The sequence below is a fragment of the Virgibacillus byunsanensis genome, from assembly GCF_042675965.1.
GTDB classification, from domain to species: domain Bacteria; phylum Bacillota; class Bacilli; order Bacillales; family Amphibacillaceae; genus Virgibacillus_R; species Virgibacillus_R byunsanensis.
On sequence record NZ_JBHTKJ010000011.1, the window covers coordinates 1 to 18,329 of the forward strand.

An 18,329-nucleotide genomic window follows, 5' to 3' on the forward strand; every position below is an offset into this window, starting at 1 on the left:
AAGTTAAGCTCTCCAGCGCTGATGGTAGTTGGGGCTTTGCCCCTGCAAGAGTAGGACGCCGCCAGGCTGCTTTTTTTTATACTTTTTTATTTAGTGATTAATCACACTTTTTATTGTTCCACAGTAGCTCAGTGGTAGAGCTATCGGCTGTTAACCGATCGGTCGTAGGTTCGAATCCTACCTGTGGAGCCATTTTAATTGCTTCCATAGCTCAGCAGGTAGAGCACTTCCATGGTAAGGAAGGGGTCAGCGGTTCGAATCCGCTTGGAAGCTCTAAAGTTAAAGGTACCCAAACTTGAAAAAAGTTTGGGTACCTTTTTATATAAAAGTATCCATAGTAGAAAAAGAGTTTAGTGTTTATTATCTAGTTGAAACTTTTTTAAAGAGTTTATACAACCCAAATTGTCCTATTAAGACAATCAGTCCCAATAAACAAAGGTTAACGTAATACCAAAAACCACTACCTAATAAATCGAGAGGTGTACTAGTTGTTGGTGTGGTTGAAAGGTATAGATAGTTGGAGTTTAACCATGGATTAATTAAAAAGCCTATAATAGCAGCATAGATAAGTAAATAACCGTAAGTTTCCACCATTGCTTTGAAAGTTATCTTTATAGGATTTGTAGCAACTAGAAAAATACTCACCCATGAAATAGCTATATGATGAATAAATAATTTCCAAAACCGAAAGTGTGGGTAACCATATGGAAGTTCTGGAGTTATTAAAGCTAAAAGTGAAGGAATTAGCCCTATGAAAAAGGTGATATAAATTAATTTTTTGTTATGTGTTGCTAATGCAGCTGCTGCGATTATACTGGCAATTCCGCAAAGGTGAAGTGGGATATATTCACGTAAGCTCCATATGCCGTTATGTATAGACCATGCTTGATAGCCTAACTCAGAAAGAATTAAAAGACTAAAGAAAAACCAGCGAAGGGTATTATATAAATAATTGCTGGATATTATTTTTTTATAGGTGATTAAAAGTAATATGATACCTGCAAGATAAATAAATAGCACTATTAAATGACTTGTACCAAACGGCGCAAAACTGTCTCCGTATAATGTTGTGAACCATTCTCCCATAATAACCCTCCCTGCTGCAAAATGTCTTCAGGGTATTATATTTCAAAAAATAGACACGTACCCGTATTCATCCAGAGTAGTGTCTATTAGATGTTAAGCTTCATTCAGTGATGATTTATCCACCAATAATATGGTAACCTGAATCGACATGTAAAACCTCTCCAGTTATCCCTCTGGCAAGCTCACTAATAAAGAATAAGGTTGCGTCTCCAACTTGGTCCTGATCGACATTTCTACGTAAAGGAGCTTTTTCCTCGATCACACCAGTTTTTTCATTAAAGCCAGATACACCTTTAGCAGACAAGGTACGAATTGGCCCTGCAGAGATCGCATTAACACGAATACCATATTTCCCTACATCTTCAGCTAAATACCTTACACTAGCTTCTAATGATGCTTTTGCAACTCCCATGACGTTATAGTTTTCAATTACACGTTCTGCGCCTAGATACGTCTGTGTTACAATACTACCACCTTCTGTCATAACTTCTTTAGCTGCTTTTGTAACAGCTACAAGTGAAAATGCACTAATCTCTTGAGCTAATAAGAAACCTTCACGAGAAGTGTCAGCATATTCACCTTTTAATTCATCTCGATTTGCAAATGCAACGGAGTGAATTAATCCATGAATAACGCCAATTTTTTCTTTAATTTCACTAAAAGCTTCATGGATGCTTTCATCGTTTGAAACATCACATGTAACGACTAATTTCGCTTCGATTTGATGTTTTTCAAGCAGCTTAGTCAATTTTTGATAGGAACGTTCTTGTCTATTTGTGAAAATAAGATTTGCACCTGCATTATGTAATGACTTGGTTATTCCCCAAGCAATACTTCTTTCATTTGCTACACCCATCACTACGATATTTTTACCTTGCAATAATCCTGACACATGAGCACCTCCATTAATATTACTTTTTACATTATAACCTAACTCCGTGTGATAGAAAAACTATGTTATTTATTTGTTTAAAAATGAAATAAGTTGGAGAATATTTATAGAGCAAAATCCCAGAAAAATTTAACTATAGCTTTCAAGTCTACAATCATCGTAAAAAAAATATAAAATATTAGATTACCCCTTTACAAATAGACTATATCTGTATATAATAAAATTCGTCGGTTTACGACATGATGCTTTTTTTAAGGCGTATAATATCAAAAAATGTATTTCATGTAAACCATTGTAAGGCCCGTTGGTCAAGTGGTTAAGACACCGCCCTTTCACGGCGGTAACACGGGTTCGAATCCCGTACGGGTCACCACTTATGGAGGATTAGCTCAGCTGGGAGAGCACTTGCCTTACAAGCAAGATGTCGCAGGTTCGAGCCCTGCATCCTCCACCATTCCTTTTACTTGAAATCCAACACACATGGATCAATCAAAAGGAACTTTAATATAATTAGCCGGCCTAGTTCAACTGGTAGAGACGAGCAAAACTTCTACCGAATTAGCTACGAGTAACCTCGATGCACGTAACATCTTTGAATGACCTAGAAGAAGCAGAGGTAGCCTAAGCATGTTGATCAATCAAGAAAACTTTAGTTATAATTAGCCGGCCTAGCTCAACTGGTAGAGCAACTGACTTGTAATCAGTAGGTTGGGGGTTCAAGTCCTCTGGCCGGCACCATTTTTTTAAGTATAAAAAATGATAAATGGTTAAGAATACATTCGGAGGGGTAGCGAAGTGGCTAAACGCGGCGGACTGTAAATCCGCTCCCTCGGGTTCGGCAGTTCGAATCTGCCCCCCTCCACCATTTCATAATTTTGTTGGGCTATAGCCAAGCGGTAAGGCATCGGGTTTTGATCCCGTGTACCCCAGGTTCGAATCCTGGTAGCCCAGCCATTTTTTATTTTTCAAGCCATTTTGCAACTCATGATGATGCAAGTAAATGCAAAGGTCATTAAGATAAAAAGCAGGCAATTGAATAAATTATAGTACAAAACGAGCCATTAGCTCAGCTGGCAGAGCAACGAGCAACACATCTGCCGAATTAGCTACGAGTAACCCCGAAGCACAAAACATCCATGAATAAACTGTTAGATGTAGGGGTCATTAGGATGAAACGCAGGCAAAAGAATAATTTAATAGTACAAAACGAGCCATTAGCTCAGCTGGCAGAGCATCTGACTTTTAATCAGAGGGTCGGAGGTTCGAATCCTCCATGGCTCACCATCTTATATGAATTAAAATTTAGGTGAAATACATCATACATAATTAATTTTCAATAAACAAGGTCGTTATGATTGTAAACAACCTTGTTTATTTGCATTTTATGCATTTTTTTAACATAATAGATACAGTAATTTTTTTATTCTATATGAATAACAACAATTGATAAAAATTCGCTTTAATTAAATATAATAGCTTACTATTTTGACATATATAACTATATATATAAAAGGATGAGTGGTATGGAAACTTCTAGAATTCCTGGCTTTTATAATATGAGTGTTGAAGAGCGCAGAGAATTATTGACTAATATGACCGATTTCTCTGATGAGGAAACAGAATATTTGTTTTCAAAAGAACCATTAAAAATGGAAACAGCAGACAAGATGATTGAAAATGTCATAGGTACATTTCCACTTCCTCTAGGTTTAGGGTTGAATTTTTTAATTAATGGGAAAGAATATGTAGTACCCATGGCAATTGAAGAGCCATCAGTTGTTGCATCTGCAAGTTATATTGCTAAAATAGTAAGAAATGCGGGTGGATTTTCGACGGAATCTACAGATCGAGTCATGATTGGCCAAATACAAGTAGTCGGTGTCCCTGATATGGATGCAGCAAAAAATGCATTATTAGAAGCTAAAGAATTGTTGATTAATGATGCAAATGCTTCTTTTCCTAGTATGGTTGCTAGAGGTGGAGGAGCAGAAGATCTTGAGGTACGAATACTAAATCAAGAATCTGATTCAAAATACTCACAAATGCTAGTTCTGCATTTATATATAAATACATGTGATGCGATGGGTGCTAACATTATTAATACGATGGTTGAAGCATTAGCGCCAACAGTAGAGGAATTGACAAAAGGAAAGGTTTATTTACGGATTCTTTCTAATTATGCTGATAAATGTTTAGCAAGAGCACGTTGTGTTATTCCTCCCTCTTTATTAGAAAGTGAGGAATTCACAGGAGAACAAGTCCGTGATGGAGTTGTTCATGCATATGAGTTCGCTGCTTCAGACCCGTATCGTGCTGTAACGCATAATAAAGGTATAATGAATGGAATTGACCCAATTGTTATTGCTACAGGAAATGATTGGCGAGCAGTAGAGGCTGGTGCCCATGCCTATGCTTCGCGTCATGGTATGTATAGTTCCATGACAACCTGGTCAGTGGATAAAGAAGGAAATCTTGTAGGTGAGCTAGAGTTACCTATGTCTGTAGGAACTGTTGGTGGGTCGATTCGTGTTCATCCTATATCAAAGATTGCACACAAGATTTTAAATGTGGATTCAGCACAAGACCTAGCTCAAGTCATCGTAGCAGTCGGTTTAGCCCAGAACCTTGGAGCGCTGAAAGCATTAGTAACAGATGGTATCCAAAAAGGTCATATGGCTTTACATTCTCGCTCTGTTGCAATAGCAGCAGGGGCCAAAGGGGAGATGATTGATATCATTGCTGAACGATTAATAACCGAAAAAGAAATCCGTGTCGGAAAAGCTAAAGAATTGGTGGACGAATATAAAAAATGAGTGCAGAAAAAGCAACAACTTCAGAACAAACAGCTATAGGTATAGCTCATAGTAAATTGATTTTGATTGGGGAACATGCGGTTGTACACGGACAGCCTGCTATTGCAATCCCTTTTCCGCTGGTAGGAGTAGAATCAGAAATCGAATTTGTTCCTGGTGCAATCAAGCTGGATAGTACGTTTTATCATGGTCCTATTGACTTGGCTCCAGAATCTTTAGATGGGCTGGTAAATTGCGTTAAGGCAACATTAGAACATCTGAATTTACCTATTAAGGACATGTTGATTCGTATTACATCATCCATACCACCAGGTAAAGGCCTTGGATCTAGTGCGTCTGTTGCTATTGCTGTAATTAGATCGTTGTTTGCATACTCAAACCAAAGTTACACAGAAGATGAACTGTTAAACCTAGCAAACGTTGCAGAAACGTATGCCCATGGAGCCCCTAGTGGTATCGATACATTGACGATCACTTCTGAGTCTCCAATATGGTATGAGAAGGAACTTCCTATGCATTTCATTCGTCCTAAGAGTGATTTCCACTTTGTAGTTGCTGATTCAGGGAGAATGGGAGATACGCGGTTAGCTATAGAATCTGTAGCCCATTTACTAAAATCTGCTCCTAAGAGAATACAGGCTAGATTAGATCGAATTGGTGAAATAACACATCAGGCAAGAGGTGCATTAGAAAGAGCAAGCAAACATCTTTTAGGTAATATGTTGAACGAGGCCCAAAAAGAGTTAGAAGCACTTGGGGTAAGCGATGCTGGCCTAAACAGACTTATTTATTTTGCCCGCCAAGAAGGAGCATTAGGTGCTAAACTAACTGGTGGGGGTAATGGTGGCTGCATCATTGCTTTAGCTCGGGATGAAGTGCATTCTAGACACCTTACTGAGAAACTTAAAAAAATTGGTGCTCACGCTGTTTGGCCTTTCGTATTAAGAAAACAGGATTAAATAAGCAGTAACCAGCGTGACGTTGTAGTAGAGTTTTATGGCTACATGCAAAAAGGGGATATACACAATGAAAGCCACAGCAAAAGCCCATACAAATATTGCTCTAATTAAGTATTGGGGAAAGCGTAACGAATCATTGATATTACCAATGAATAATAGCCTTTCCTTAACACTGGATGGATTTTATACGACAACTTCTGTTGAATTTCGCGAACATTTACTAGAGGATCATTTTTTACTGAATGATCATGTTGTTGCTGGTGACGAATATTACCGGGTAACGAGGTTTCTTGATCTGATCAGGGATTTTAGCTCTAAACCAAACTTATATGCAGAAGTGAATTCCATAAATAAAGTCCCTACAGCTGCTGGCTTTGCTTCCTCTGCCTCTGGTTTTGCTGCCTTGGCAGCTGCAGCAACAAAAGCGTTAGATTTGAGTGTAAGCAATCAGGAACTATCTCGTTTAACAAGGCAAGGTTCAGGCTCAGCATGTCGCTCAATATACGGTGGCTTTGTAGAATGGGAGCAAGGGAAACAGGACGATGGTTCTGATTCTCATGCAGTTCAAGTTGCACCAGCAAACCACTGGGACGTTCGTGTTGCTGCTGTCGTTCTATCCTCAAAAATGAAAAAGGTTTCCAGTCGCGATGGAATGAAGCGGACTGTCGATACATCACCGTTTTATACGAGTTGGGTGGAAACAATTCCAAATGATCTTGATCAGATAAAGCAAGGAATAACCGATCGTGATTTTGAAAAGGTAGGACGTATTGCAGAATCTAATTGTTTGAAAATGCATGCTACAACGTTAGGTGCAGAGCCACCATTTACATATTGGCATGATACAACATTGGCTGTTATGCACATGGTTCGAGACTTAAGAGCATCTGGTGTTCCTGCCTACTTTACGATTGATGCTGGACCAAATGTTAAAGTTCTCTATTTACCAGAGAACGAAGAAACGGTTCAAAATACGCTCCGTGACGTACCTGGAGTAACTGATGTGATACTAAGCCGTTCAGGTCAAGGAGTAACCTATATATAGGGGTTGAAAAATCTTGCCTAATCCACCATTGACTATTAAAGTACCGGGAAAGTTAATGATTGCTGGTGAGTTTGCCGTACTCGAGCCTCACCACGATTTAGTAGTAATGGCAGTAGACCGTTACGTATATGCAACGTTGAAGCGAAATAACGAGAACCGACTTACATTACATAATTTCAAGTTATATGATCTGAAGTGGGAATTTGAAGATCAAGTTAATATAACTTCAACTGATAACCGTTTACGCTTTGTAGAGGATGCAATGACGATTTGCCTTACATATCTGCAGGAAAAGGGAATCACTTGTAATCCATTTGATTTGTCTATTAAAAGCGAACTTGACGATGCTTCAGGCTTAAAATATGGATTAGGGTCTAGTGCTGCCGTTGTAACATCGGCCGTCAGTGTTATTTTGGAAGAGTTTTTACCAGATAGTCCAACCAAAGAGTTGATCTTTAAGCTTGCATCCATTGCTCATGTGAAAACACAAGGTAGCGGTTCTGGTGCTGATGTTGCTGCTTCTTCTTATGGAGGCTTACTTCGCTATTCTTCTTTTCAGGCTGAGTGGTTAAAAGAACAGCATGAGAAAACTGTTTCTATACTAGAATTAGTAAATAGCGAATGGACTTATTTTTCTATTGAACCAATTACATTTCCTGATACTATTCAAATGTGTATAGGATGGACCGGAAAACCCGCTTCAACTTCATCTTTAATTGGTGAGATAAAAAAGCTTAAAGTAGATAACAATAAATCTTATCAAGAATTTCTTCATAATAGCCAACAAGCTGTCAGCACTTTTTTGAAGGGGATAAAGGATGAAGATTCATCTTTTATCCTGGATGGTGTAAGGCAAAATAGACAAGCATTATCTACTGTAGGAAAGCAAGCGAAAGCAGCAATTGAAACTCCTCTATTAGGCGATTTATGTGACCTGGCAGAACAAATTGATGGTGCAGGAAAACCCTCAGGTGCAGGCGGAGGCGATTGTGGCATCGCATTTGTATCTACCAGTGAAAGAGCACAGAAATTAAAAAGTTTGTGGGAAAATGCAGGTATAAAGCCACTAGATATTAGACTGGCCCGAGATGGTGCCTGTGTTCACAACTAGAATAAATCCAAGGTAAACAGACGTTCTAAAAATAACGTCTGTTTTTTTGCAAATACAAAAGTATAAAACTTCCCTACTTAAGTGTAACTAAGCCTTTCTAATGTTTGCATATATATACATATTTGTGTCGGGTTGAGTCACAGATGGTTTTTTGGATAAAATAAGAATAAGATAGAGGAGGTAATACATATGAAAACCAATATGTCCGTAATTGGAGTACCAATGGATTTAGGTCAAAACCGTCGTGGAGTTGATATGGGTCCAAGCGCACTTAGGTATGCGGGTGTTATTGAAACACTACAGCGATTAAAGTACAACGTTAATGATTTAGGAGATATACCAATTTCACGCCCAGACAATAAAGAATCAAGGCAAGAAGATAATTTACGAAACCTACATCAAGTTGCTGAGGCAAATCAAAAACTTGCTGAAATGGCTGAACAAGAAATTGCTAAAAATCGGTTCCCACTAATTTTAGGTGGAGACCATAGTATTGCAATTGGAAGTTTAGCTGGAATTGCAAAACACTATAAAAATTTAGGGGTTATCTGGTACGACGCACATGGAGATTTGAATTGTGCAGAAACATCACCATCCGGTAATATTCATGGGATGCCACTTGCAGTTAGTTTAGGTATTGGGCACGAAAAATTAACCAATATTTTAGACTACCAACCTAAAATTAAACCCGAAAACATTGTTATTGTTGGTGCGCGTTCACTTGACCCAGAGGAAAGAGAGTTAATTCGGGAAAAGGGAATTAAAGTTTTTACCATGCATGAAATTGATCGTATGGGAATGACAAATGTAATGACAGAAACGATTGATTACCTACAAGAGAATACAGATGGAGTACATCTCAGTTTGGATTTAGACGGACTAGATCCAGAAGAAGCCCCAGGGGTTGGAACACCTGTTTTAGGTGGTCTATCTTACCGTGAAAGTCATTTGGCGATGGAAATGCTAGCTGAGTCTAAGATAATTACGTCAGCTGAATTTGTGGAAGTCAATCCAATCTTAGATGACAAAAATAAGACGGCTACCTTAGCTGTAGGATTAGTTGGGTCATTATTTGGTGAGAAGTTAAAATAACAGTACCTGAATAGGCATCCAATCTCGGATGTCTTCTTTCTTTAAGGCTCATTTCGTAAGTTTTGTTGCTATTGTGATAAAAACAACAACCTTCTTTAAAAAAATATAAAATTGGAGATATATAGATAATTTAGTAACTGCATATGCTACATCCAACTCCAGCGCGCAGCAACTAGAGTGACTTCCCTCACATCCATACAACAAGTCAAAATCGATTCGCTTAGAAGGAAGGTCGACTAAAACCGGTCTCTTGGTCCAAGGTCGCCATATCCCTATGAAGGGGCATGTTTCCTTTATCTCATGGTATTTGAGGAAGAACGACTAAAGCTACCGCTTTGCGCGGGCGTAGTCCTTACATTGCTAAATGGGCACGTATGCTTTTCATTAAAAAACCGATAAGAGGGCTATTATTATAATTGCAATATCTGCTATAACATGCACGATCCAGGAGTTAAATATATTGCTGGAATTTTCATTAAGCCAATTAAATATCATACCAATAGCAAATAAACCGAATAATGCTAATAAGAACAAACTGACGTTAAACCATGTTAAAAAAATAGCGGTGTGATAGATGGAAAACAGGAATGAGGAGTATATAAATGCTGCTATTCTATTATCCTGTAATAAATTTTTGAAGACAAATCCCCTGAAGAAGAGTTCTTCCAAGAAGGAGTTTCCTATTACGATATAAAGTGCAATAAATATAAAAGTTTCCTTCGTGACATTTTTTTGTGCTAGGTTGTCACGAATAGTGGCAAAATCAATAAAGTCTTTTAGCATAAAGTATGTTCCAAGAAGTATAACGAATGAACCGATGCCAATACCTAAACTTATTTTCAGTCGTTTCAAATCCATTTTTAACGTACTAAAATAACCTGGGTTCCGCTTTGTTAGGTAGTGGAAAATAAAAATAACAAAGAAGAAAACAACTACCTTTGTTGATGTTTTATATATGTAATCAACAACTAGGATTTGTTCAACGATAAATAGCAAAAGTATAGATACTAAACTTAATGCGTAAACCAAATAACTTGTTTTCATGACCGCACCTCAACATGTTTCTTCAATCGTATCATATTCTTTTTAATTCTGGGGACGGTTATTAACCTTACGTTGATATTCATTAAGTAGCGTATCTAATCTCTTGCTAGACTTGATAACAGCATCTGAAGTAAATTCCTCGGCATTACTTAAGGTAATCATTTCATTGCGACATTGTTCGATCTTTTGCAATAATATAGAATTATCCACAAATCTATCCCCCGATCTAGTATAATATACTATAAAATTACCCAATTAATTGTATGGATAAACGATTTTTTTGAAACCTTTTATAATACATATTCGTAACATAAATACCGCACAGTTAGCGGAGGTACTCTATATGGATCAAATGATTAAAGAAAAAATAATACAGGTTAAAAAAGGAGATCAAGCTGCATATGAAGATGTGGTCTCGTTTTTTCAGAATAAAATTTACCAACATTGTTTTCGAATGCTTGGTAATATGCACGAGGCGGAGGATATAGCACAGGAGGCTTTTATTCGGGCGTATGTAAATATTCACTCATTTGATGATCGCAGGAAATTCTCGACATGGTTATATCGAATTGCTACAAATTTAACTATTGATCGAATACGAAAGCGAAAACCAGATTTTTATCTCGATGCAGAGATAAAAGGGGCAGAAGGATTGGATATGTACTCCCAGTTACCAACTGATGGACGATTACCGGAAGAAGAAGTTGAAAGTCTGGAATTACAAAGCTATATTCATAAAGAAATTACCGAGCTCCCACCGAAATATCGTAGTATCATTATGCTACGTTACTTAGAAGAGTTTTCCCTCAAAGAAATAAGCGAGATTCTAGATATCCCATTAGGGACAGTAAAGACTCGCATACACCGGGGACGGGAAGCACTACGGAAAAAACTTCGTCACGTGTAAAGGAGTGTGACTGATATGAATTGTCAAAAACAAGTAGTAGAGCTCATGCATAAGTATTTAGATGGCGACTTAACCCAACATGAAGAAACCTCTTTACGTGTTCACTTGGAGGAATGTGCTGAATGTCAGCAGCACTTCCATGAATTAAAACGAACGGTTACGCTTGTGCAAAGTGCTGAAAATATAAGTGCACCAAGTGGATTCACTACAAACGTTATGAAGAATCTACCGACTGAAAAAAAGAGTGTCAAATATATACGATGGTTTAAGATGCATCCTGTTATCACTGCCGCTGCAATTTTCTTTGTTTTTATGTTTAGTGGAATGTTCTCAGCATGGCAGCAAGACGATGAGTTAGTCGTATCTAAACAAGAGAATTTAATTATTCAGGGTGATACAGTTACAGTTCCAAAGGATGTAACCGTTGAAGGTGATCTCGTAGTCAAAAACGGCAATCTCAAAATAGAAGGAACCGTTGAAGGCAATGTTACGCTGATTAATGGAAAACTCCTTCCTGGTAAGTTAGAAGGGGAAGGGCTCATGGCGTCTACTGGTGAAGTAAATGGTGAACTGAAACATGTCAATCAAATCTTCGAGTGGGTGTGGTATCATTTGAAAATGTTAGTTGAAGGTGTATTTTCGTTTAAGGATTAATAATACATTTACAAAAATTAGGGACATGCTAAAGTCCCTAATTTTGTTTATCGAAAAGAATAGAATTCCCTGCATAAAATAGTCGAGTTTAGGGTACAGTTAAACGTTATATTTAGACACATGCTAAAGATGAAAATATGATATAATAAATAATACCGTTATTAAAAAAGATAGGAAGATAACATATGTGTAGAGGGAAGTGTGAACATGCTAGTCGGGGGATTTGATGTATTAAACCTATTGCGAATTGGAATAGATATTGCTCTCGTCTGGTATATCTTATATAAATTAATCATGCTGATCAGAGGTACAAAAGCTATTCAATTATTAAAAGGAATTGCTGTTGTATTTATTGTTAGGCTGTTAAGTAGTATATTTAATTTACAAACGATTGAATGGATTACCAATGAAGCAATCTCTTGGGGATTAATTGTTATTATTATTTTATTTCAGCCAGAACTCAGAAGAGCATTAGAGCAATTAGGAAGAGGCAACATCTTCTCCAGAAGCAGCAAATCTGAGGAGGAAATTTTAGATCAGATGATTGAGTCTATCATACAGTCGTGTAATTATATGGCTAAAAGACGTATTGGAGCTCTCATTACCATTGAGCGGGAAACAGGCGTGGGGGAATATGCCGAAACAGGAATCTCGATTAACGGTAAATTAACGCATCAATTGTTGACCAATATATTTACACCTAATACCCCACTTCATGATGGTGCCGTAATCATTAAAGGGGATGAAATAGCAGCTGCAGCTTGTTATTTGCCATTATCTGAAAGCCCCTTTATTTCTAAGGAACTAGGAACAAGGCATCGTGCAGCCATGGGTATTAGTGAAGTAACAGATGCATTAACCATTGTAGTCTCTGAAGAAACAGGTAATATTTCATGTACGAAAAACGGAGAATTACATAGAGAATTAAATCAAGAATCATTACGGAAGTTTTTAGGAGAAAATTTATCTTTAAACATAAGAACCCCTGAATCAAAGACATGGAATTGGAGGGGGAAAAATAATGGATAAATGGTTTAAAAGTAAGTGGTTTGTACGAGTAATATCATTGGCATTTGCTATTTTACTTTACATTGTTGTCAGTGTAGAGTTAAGTGAAACTCAATCCAATCCTCGTCTCTTTGGTGGCACTGATGATTTACAATCAGTTGAGGATGTTCCATTAGAAATACGAATAGATGAAGACAACTATATAGTAAGTGGTGTTCCTGAATATGTAAATGTTTCATTAGAGGGATCAACAAGTACATTAGCACCAATTATAAGGCAAAAGAACTTTGATGTATTCGTTGATTTAGAAGGTTTGGATGTTGGCGAACATACTGTTGAAGTAGAACATGAGAATATACCAAATGATGTAAATGTTTATGTTGAACCAAGAACAATTGATGTAACCGTTGAACAAAGAGCATCAGAAGAATTTGATGTAAAAGTTGATTTTATAAACGTAAATCAACTTCCAGAAGGTTATGAAGTTGGTGAAGTAGAAGTTAATCCAGGTTCTGTTACCATTACTAGTTCGAAAAATATTATTGATCGTATTGCACTTGTAAAAGTGTTTGTAGATGTGTCAGATGCTAGTGAATCAATAAATAATCGGGAAGTTCCTGTAAATGTTTATGATAGCCAAGGAAATGAATTAAATGTTCGAGTAGAGCCTGAAACTGTAGAGGCTTCTATTGAAATAGATAACCCTAGTAAAACAGTTCCTGTAAGTGCAGCTACTACCGGAGACTTACCAAGTGGGTATTCACTAAACTCAATTTCTGTTAATGTAGACGAGATTGAAGTCTTTGCAACCAATGAGATATTGAGTCAAATCGAAGAAATTTTAACGGAAGATATTAATCTAGCTACCGTGACTGAATCACAAACAATGGAATCTAACTTATCATTGCCAGATGGTGCACGTACTTCAGGTGGAGGTACCGTTGAGGTTACTATTGAAGTAGAAGAAACTAGAACGATCAACGAATTACCAATAGAAGTAGAGAATTTAGATGATGGACAAGATGTTTCATTTATACAACCAAATGAACCTGAAATGAGTGTCACGGTTGTTGGTAACCAGGAAATTGTAAGCGGGCTGACAGCAGATGACTTTCGACTATTTATTGATGTAGAGGATTTGGATGAAGGTGAACATCAAGTTCCAGTTACAATAGAAGGTCCCGAAGACATAACATATACAGCTGAATTTGAGGAAGTTACCATACAGATTTCATAAAGGTATCAAAAGGGTAGGGATTGTAGTAGATGTAGAACGTAAGATTGATATACTTTCTAATCATATACAACATTGCTCTCACTTTGAAGAATTGGTTTGAATAGGGAATAAAGGAGAGGAACAACATGGGTAAATTTTTCGGAACTGATGGTGTTAGAGGAATAGCCAATAAAGGTTTAACACCAGAGTTAGCATTTAAGTTAGGACGTTTCGGTGGTTATGTACTAACAAAAGAAACAAAGAAACCAAGGGTTTTGATTGGTCGGGATACAAGAATATCTGGACATATGTTAGAAGGAGCTTTAGTTGCAGGATTATTATCAATAGGTGCAGAGGTAATGCGTTTAGGTATCATTTCAACACCGGGAGTTGCTTATTTAACTAAAGCGACAAGTTCACAAGCTGGTATAATGATTTCAGCGTCACATAACCCTGTCGAAGATAACGGAATTAAATTCTTTGGTCCGGATGGATTTAAACTCAATGATGATCAGGAAGCTGAAATTGAACAATTAATTGAAGAAAAAGATCAACTACCACGTCCCATCGGAGCAGACATAGGGGTAGTAAATGATTATTTTGAAGGCGGTCAAAAGTATCTCTCTTTCTTGAAAGAATCCGTCGATAATGACTTTGAGGGGTTACAAATTGCCCTAGATTGTGCTCATGGTTCGACATCGGGTCTTGCTACCCACTTATTTGCAGACTTAGAAGCAGATATTTATACTATTGGTAGCTCTCCAGATGGCTTAAACATTAATGATGGTGTAGGTTCAACTCACCCCGAAACATTACAAGCCTTTGTAACTGATAAAGGTGCAGACATTGGACTAGCGTTCGATGGTGATGGGGATCGATTAATAGCTGTTGATGAGAAGGGCAACATCGTTGATGGTGATCAGATCATGTTTGTAATTGCAAAGTATATGAATGAAAAAGGCTTTTTACGACATAACACTGTCGTATCAACAGTAATGAGCAACATAGGCTTTTATAAAGCGTTAGAAGAGCATGGCATGCGGAGTGATAAAACGTCTGTTGGTGACCGATACGTTATGGAAGAAATGCGTAAGGGTGGATATAACTTAGGCGGTGAACAGTCTGGACATATTATATTCTTAGACTACAACACAACAGGTGATGGTATGCTTACGGCAATTCAACTTGTGAATGTGCTAAAAGAAACTGGTAAACCACTATCTGAACTAGCTGAGGAAATGACCATTTTCCCTCAGGTATTAAAAAATGTTAAAGTGATTGACAAACAACGAGCAATTAGTAATTCAAGAATTCAAGAAGAGATTGATCTAATTGAAAAGCAAATGGGTGAGGAAGGACGTGTACTAGTACGTCCATCAGGAACTGAGTCACTTGTTCGTGTTATGGTTGAAGCACCAACAAAGGAAGAATGTGAAAAATACGCAGACCAAGTTGTGCGAGTAATTGATGAGTTATTAGGAATGAAAGATGAATAAGTAATAGTTTGGGGCTGCTCTCTGTTATGGAGAGCAGTTTTTTTGTAGCTTAGGAAATTATAAAATTAGGAGCCTGTGGATAATTTATTAACTGCTTAAGCCGCGTCCAGCTCCGACGTACAGGACAAGGAAAGCTTCACAGTGAAACATCGCACGAAGAAAAAGCGAACTTCTTTTTCAAGGACGTACTAGTGCCGATGACGCCACAGGATAAGTAAAGCTCCCCTGAAAAGCATCGCACGCAGAAAAAGCGCTTTTCTTTTTCAAGGACGTGGCGTTTTCATCGGCCAGCGCCCGTACTGCTAGTGGGCTTCCTTATCCTCTTACGATAAGTCAACATCGAATCGCTTAGCAAAGGAAGGCCGACTAAAAGCGGGCTCCCGGCCCAACGTCGGCATACCCCTATGAAGGGGCATGTTTCCTTTTAGATGAACTTGACTTTTCGCCAATAATGGCGAAAGTCAGAGTGAATCTTATACTCTGGAGTGAATCTCATTAAGATTTGGAAGATCGACTAACTTCGCAGCTTTCGGCGGCAACGTCGACCCACCCGCGTGCGCGGGCGCAGCCCATACGTCGCTAAACGGGCGCTTACGCTTTTGTTCTGCACTATTTTCACTGTCATAGATCCAATAAATAAGGTATAATAGTACCGTTAATTTATTTAATAAATGGAACTATTCTAACATTTAGGTCTAATAATAGTTTAGTTCCAAAATCTAGGGGGTATATGATGATACAGTTTCCAAAACCAACTATAGAGCAATTTTTTCGTACATATGTAATAACAGATTTTACAGTAAGTACTGATGAAGAGCGGTTAATTTTCAGTTCCAATTTAAGCGGTAAGGTAAATTTGTGGGGGATGGACTTACCAGAAACATTCCCCTATTTGTTCGCACAACAAGATGAATCATGTAGCTTCATAAAAATTGATCCAGAAAACCGATATGTTCTAGCTGGTTTTGATAAAGATGGTGATGAAAACCATCATATTTATGCAATTCCTAATGAGGGTGGTATTCCTCACCCCCTTATTACTGGTGGTGCATCTGAGAAGTATTTTTTTACAAATTTAAGTGAGGACGGGAAGCGGGTCTATTACATGACGTCTGAAGATAATCCTTCTTTCTTGAATGCACGTGTTCGTAATTTAGAAAATGATACAGATACGCTTCTCAATACCGGAGAATTATCGCCTACAAGTCTAGTTGCGGTCTCAGATAATGAAAATGCGTTTGTTTATTTACGTTCCTTTGCGAATACATATGTTATTGGTTTCGTGAAAGATGGTGATCAAACATATGACTTAACACCTGATCATGAAAAAGTTCATGTAACATTTGATCCTGTTTTCGTAGATGAAAAAACCATTTACTTTGTCACCAACTATGAAAGTGAATATAGTTATGTAGCAAAATATGACCTTGATTCCAAAGCCTTCTCTTCAGTAGTGACAATCGATCATAAAAGTGTGGATTCATTAATATACAACAAAAAACAAAACGCTCTTTATCTTGGTACAGAAAATGGTGTAACGGATGAAATATATCGATATTCATTAGAAACACAAAAACTTGAGAAATTGACTACACCTGTTGACGTGATTGAAAAAATTCAAGTTACCAAAGCAGGGAATCTATACGTATTAGGAAGAAGCGCAACAGTACCACATAATATTTTTCAATCTACAGACGGAAATACATGGAAGCAGTTAACTAATAATCGAGTATTAGGATTGAGCAATGAGGATATGGTAGAGCCTGATGTGGTTTCGTATAATTCGTTTGATGGAATGGAAATGGAAGCACTTTTATTCAAAGCAAAGCCTGAAAATGACAACGGTTATACGATATTTTGGCCCCACGGTGGACCACAAGCATCAGAGCGAAAATCCTTCCGTTCGATGTTCCAATGTTTTTTAAACCGCGGGTATACTATTTTTGCACCAAACTTTCGTGGTAGTACAGGCTATGGGTCTTCTTTTGTTAAATTAGTTGAACAGGACTGGGGACACGGACCACGTTTAGACTGTTTATCAGGAATTGAGTGGTTATTTGCTAACCATATTACCGATCGTGGAAAATTATTCTTAGTAGGTGGAAGCTATGGCGGCTATATGGCTTTATTGCTGCACGGACGCCATCCAGAATATTTCAAAGCTGTCGTTGATATCTTTGGACCATCTGATTTATTCACGTTTGTAAATTCCGTTCCACCACATTGGAAGCCAATTATGGACCGTTGGTTAGGTGACCCAGAACGTGATAAAGAGCGCTTTATTAAAGATTCTCCAGTAACCTATTTAGATGGAATGACAAGACCAATGCTTGTCATTCAAGGGGCAAAAGATCCACGTGTTGTAAAGGAAGAGTCTGATCAAATCGTTGCGAAGTTAGAAGCGGCTGGTCGTGAAGTAGAGTATCTCGTATTGGAAGATGAAGGACATGGGTTTTCTAAGAAAGAAAATGAAATTAACGTTTATTCTCGAATACTGGACTTTTTAGAGAAGCATCAGGGATAACAATGTGGCCTTTCCTATTTTGGGAAGGCTATTTTTGGTATAAAAACAGACAAGGATATCATAAGATAAGATTGGTTGGAAAATAAGACAATAATCTATAAATTAGATTGTCATACACATTAGAATAGAACTCGGCATACACTTTATAACAACACCCCCCAAAAAAACATTGACCTGTTATAATATTGTCGGTTAAAATGTAATGAGCCCTATGTGCCAAATGTTTTAGTATTTATTTAGTGTGGTATTAGTAGAGGGTGGATCATTTTTAGTCAAATATAGAAAGGTGGATAGAGGTTAAGAGCTAGAAAAAGCGCCTGAACTATTTTCTGATCGGGAAAGAAAATAGTTGACGAGGTGGAGGTAAATCGATTTATCGGCGGGTACCTTCCGGTTGTGCATCTCAATCGATAGCTTTTTTCAAAAACAATGAGGCGACTTGTTGGACAAAGGGAAAAAGCAAGATGTATATAACCAATCAC

General features: G+C 37.7%; 15 protein-coding genes and 8 tRNA genes. 19 read left to right on the top strand and 4 right to left on the bottom strand.

Features of this window, described 5'->3' with window-relative positions; translation table 11 throughout:
• The first annotated feature begins 117 nt into the window (after positions 1 to 117).
• Together ACFQ3N_RS04725 and ACFQ3N_RS04730 are read left to right on the top strand one after the other, a co-directional pair.
• A tRNA-Asn gene (locus ACFQ3N_RS04725) sits at positions 118 to 192 on the top strand.
• Positions 193 to 200: 8 nt separating this feature from the next.
• A tRNA-Thr gene (locus ACFQ3N_RS04730) sits at positions 201 to 273 on the top strand.
• 87 nt (positions 274 to 360) lie between these two features.
• Here ACFQ3N_RS04730 and ACFQ3N_RS04735 read toward each other — a convergent pair.
• Positions 361 to 1,086 (bottom strand): YwaF family protein, encoded by a 726-nt coding sequence (locus ACFQ3N_RS04735; RefSeq protein WP_390360051.1) that lies wholly within the window; start codon positions 1,084 to 1,086, stop codon positions 361 to 363.
• A gap of 115 nt (positions 1,087 to 1,201) precedes the next feature.
• On the bottom strand, positions 1,202 to 1,978 hold the full coding sequence (gene fabI / locus ACFQ3N_RS04740) for an enoyl-ACP reductase FabI (RefSeq protein WP_390360053.1): 777 nt from the start codon (positions 1,976 to 1,978) through the stop codon (positions 1,202 to 1,204).
• 298 nt (positions 1,979 to 2,276) lie between these two features.
• On the opposite strand from fabI, the gene ACFQ3N_RS04745 reads away from it, so the two are divergent.
• The 11 genes from ACFQ3N_RS04745 (at position 2,277) to rocF (ending at position 8,998) form a co-directional block, all read left to right on the top strand.
• Positions 2,277 to 2,351, top strand: a tRNA-Glu gene (locus ACFQ3N_RS04745).
• A gap of 5 nt (positions 2,352 to 2,356) precedes the next feature.
• Positions 2,357 to 2,432: transfer RNA gene (locus tag ACFQ3N_RS04750), tRNA-Val, on the top strand.
• Between the two features lie 208 nt (positions 2,433 to 2,640).
• A tRNA-Thr gene (locus ACFQ3N_RS04755) sits at positions 2,641 to 2,716 on the top strand.
• A gap of 43 nt (positions 2,717 to 2,759) precedes the next feature.
• A tRNA-Tyr gene (locus ACFQ3N_RS04760) sits at positions 2,760 to 2,843 on the top strand.
• 14 nt (positions 2,844 to 2,857) lie between these two features.
• Positions 2,858 to 2,932, top strand: a tRNA-Gln gene (locus ACFQ3N_RS04765).
• 254 nt (positions 2,933 to 3,186) lie between these two features.
• Positions 3,187 to 3,262, top strand: a tRNA-Lys gene (locus tag ACFQ3N_RS04770).
• Positions 3,263 to 3,480: 218 nt separating this feature from the next.
• Entirely contained in the window at positions 3,481 to 4,791 is a 1,311-nt protein-coding gene (locus ACFQ3N_RS04775; RefSeq protein ID WP_390360211.1) for a hydroxymethylglutaryl-CoA reductase, degradative, read from the top strand.
• On the top strand, positions 4,788 to 5,750 hold the full coding sequence (gene mvk / locus ACFQ3N_RS04780; RefSeq protein ID WP_390360055.1) for a mevalonate kinase: 963 nt from the start codon (positions 4,788 to 4,790) through the stop codon (positions 5,748 to 5,750). The genes ACFQ3N_RS04775 and mvk overlap by 4 nt, the downstream gene beginning before the upstream one ends.
• 67 nt (positions 5,751 to 5,817) lie before the next feature.
• Positions 5,818 to 6,795: a diphosphomevalonate decarboxylase gene (mvaD, locus tag ACFQ3N_RS04785; protein ID WP_390360057.1), complete on the top strand. Its 978-nt coding sequence runs from the start codon at positions 5,818 to 5,820 to the stop codon at positions 6,793 to 6,795.
• A gap of 13 nt (positions 6,796 to 6,808) precedes the next feature.
• Entirely contained in the window at positions 6,809 to 7,906 is a 1,098-nt protein-coding gene (locus ACFQ3N_RS04790) for a phosphomevalonate kinase (protein ID WP_390360059.1), read from the top strand.
• Positions 7,907 to 8,095: 189 nt separating this feature from the next.
• Positions 8,096 to 8,998: an arginase gene (gene rocF, locus ACFQ3N_RS04795; RefSeq protein ID WP_390360061.1), complete on the top strand. Its 903-nt coding sequence runs from the start codon at positions 8,096 to 8,098 to the stop codon at positions 8,996 to 8,998.
• A gap of 384 nt (positions 8,999 to 9,382) precedes the next feature.
• Here the strand turns inward: rocF and ACFQ3N_RS04800 are convergent, their stop codons facing one another.
• Both ACFQ3N_RS04800 and ACFQ3N_RS04805 read right to left on the bottom strand, forming a co-directional pair.
• Positions 9,383 to 10,042 (bottom strand): CPBP family intramembrane glutamic endopeptidase, encoded by a 660-nt coding sequence (locus tag ACFQ3N_RS04800; protein WP_390360063.1) that lies wholly within the window; start codon positions 10,040 to 10,042, stop codon positions 9,383 to 9,385.
• Positions 10,043 to 10,084: 42 nt separating this feature from the next.
• Complete coding sequence (locus tag ACFQ3N_RS04805; RefSeq protein WP_390360065.1) at positions 10,085 to 10,252, bottom strand: Spo0E family sporulation regulatory protein-aspartic acid phosphatase; 168 nt, start codon at positions 10,250 to 10,252, stop codon at positions 10,085 to 10,087.
• 133 nt (positions 10,253 to 10,385) lie between these two features.
• On the opposite strand from ACFQ3N_RS04805, the gene sigW reads away from it, so the two are divergent.
• The 6 genes from sigW (at position 10,386) to ACFQ3N_RS04835 (ending at position 17,847) form a co-directional block, all read left to right on the top strand.
• Positions 10,386 to 10,949 (top strand): RNA polymerase sigma factor SigW, encoded by a 564-nt coding sequence (gene sigW / locus ACFQ3N_RS04810; RefSeq protein ID WP_390360067.1) that lies wholly within the window; start codon positions 10,386 to 10,388, stop codon positions 10,947 to 10,949.
• A 15-nt stretch (positions 10,950 to 10,964) separates the two neighbouring features.
• On the top strand, positions 10,965 to 11,603 hold the full coding sequence (locus ACFQ3N_RS04815) for a zf-HC2 domain-containing protein (RefSeq protein ID WP_390360069.1): 639 nt from the start codon (positions 10,965 to 10,967) through the stop codon (positions 11,601 to 11,603).
• A 207-nt stretch (positions 11,604 to 11,810) separates the two neighbouring features.
• The gene (cdaA, locus tag ACFQ3N_RS04820; RefSeq protein WP_390360071.1) at positions 11,811 to 12,632 is read left to right on the top strand and encodes a diadenylate cyclase CdaA; all 822 of its coding nucleotides are present in this window, start codon (positions 11,811 to 11,813) and stop codon (positions 12,630 to 12,632) included.
• Positions 12,625 to 13,848, top strand: coding sequence for a CdaR family protein (locus ACFQ3N_RS04825; RefSeq protein WP_390360073.1), 1,224 nt, complete (start codon positions 12,625 to 12,627; stop codon positions 13,846 to 13,848). The genes cdaA and ACFQ3N_RS04825 overlap by 8 nt, the downstream gene beginning before the upstream one ends.
• Before the next feature lie 125 nt (positions 13,849 to 13,973).
• Complete coding sequence (gene glmM / locus ACFQ3N_RS04830) at positions 13,974 to 15,323, top strand: phosphoglucosamine mutase (RefSeq protein WP_390360074.1); 1,350 nt, start codon at positions 13,974 to 13,976, stop codon at positions 15,321 to 15,323.
• A gap of 733 nt (positions 15,324 to 16,056) precedes the next feature.
• Positions 16,057 to 17,847 carry a S9 family peptidase gene (locus tag ACFQ3N_RS04835; protein WP_390360076.1) on the top strand — a complete coding sequence of 597 codons (1,791 nt, stop codon included), beginning with the start codon at positions 16,057 to 16,059 and terminating at the stop codon, positions 17,845 to 17,847.
• The last annotated feature ends 482 nt before the right edge of the window (positions 17,848 to 18,329 follow it).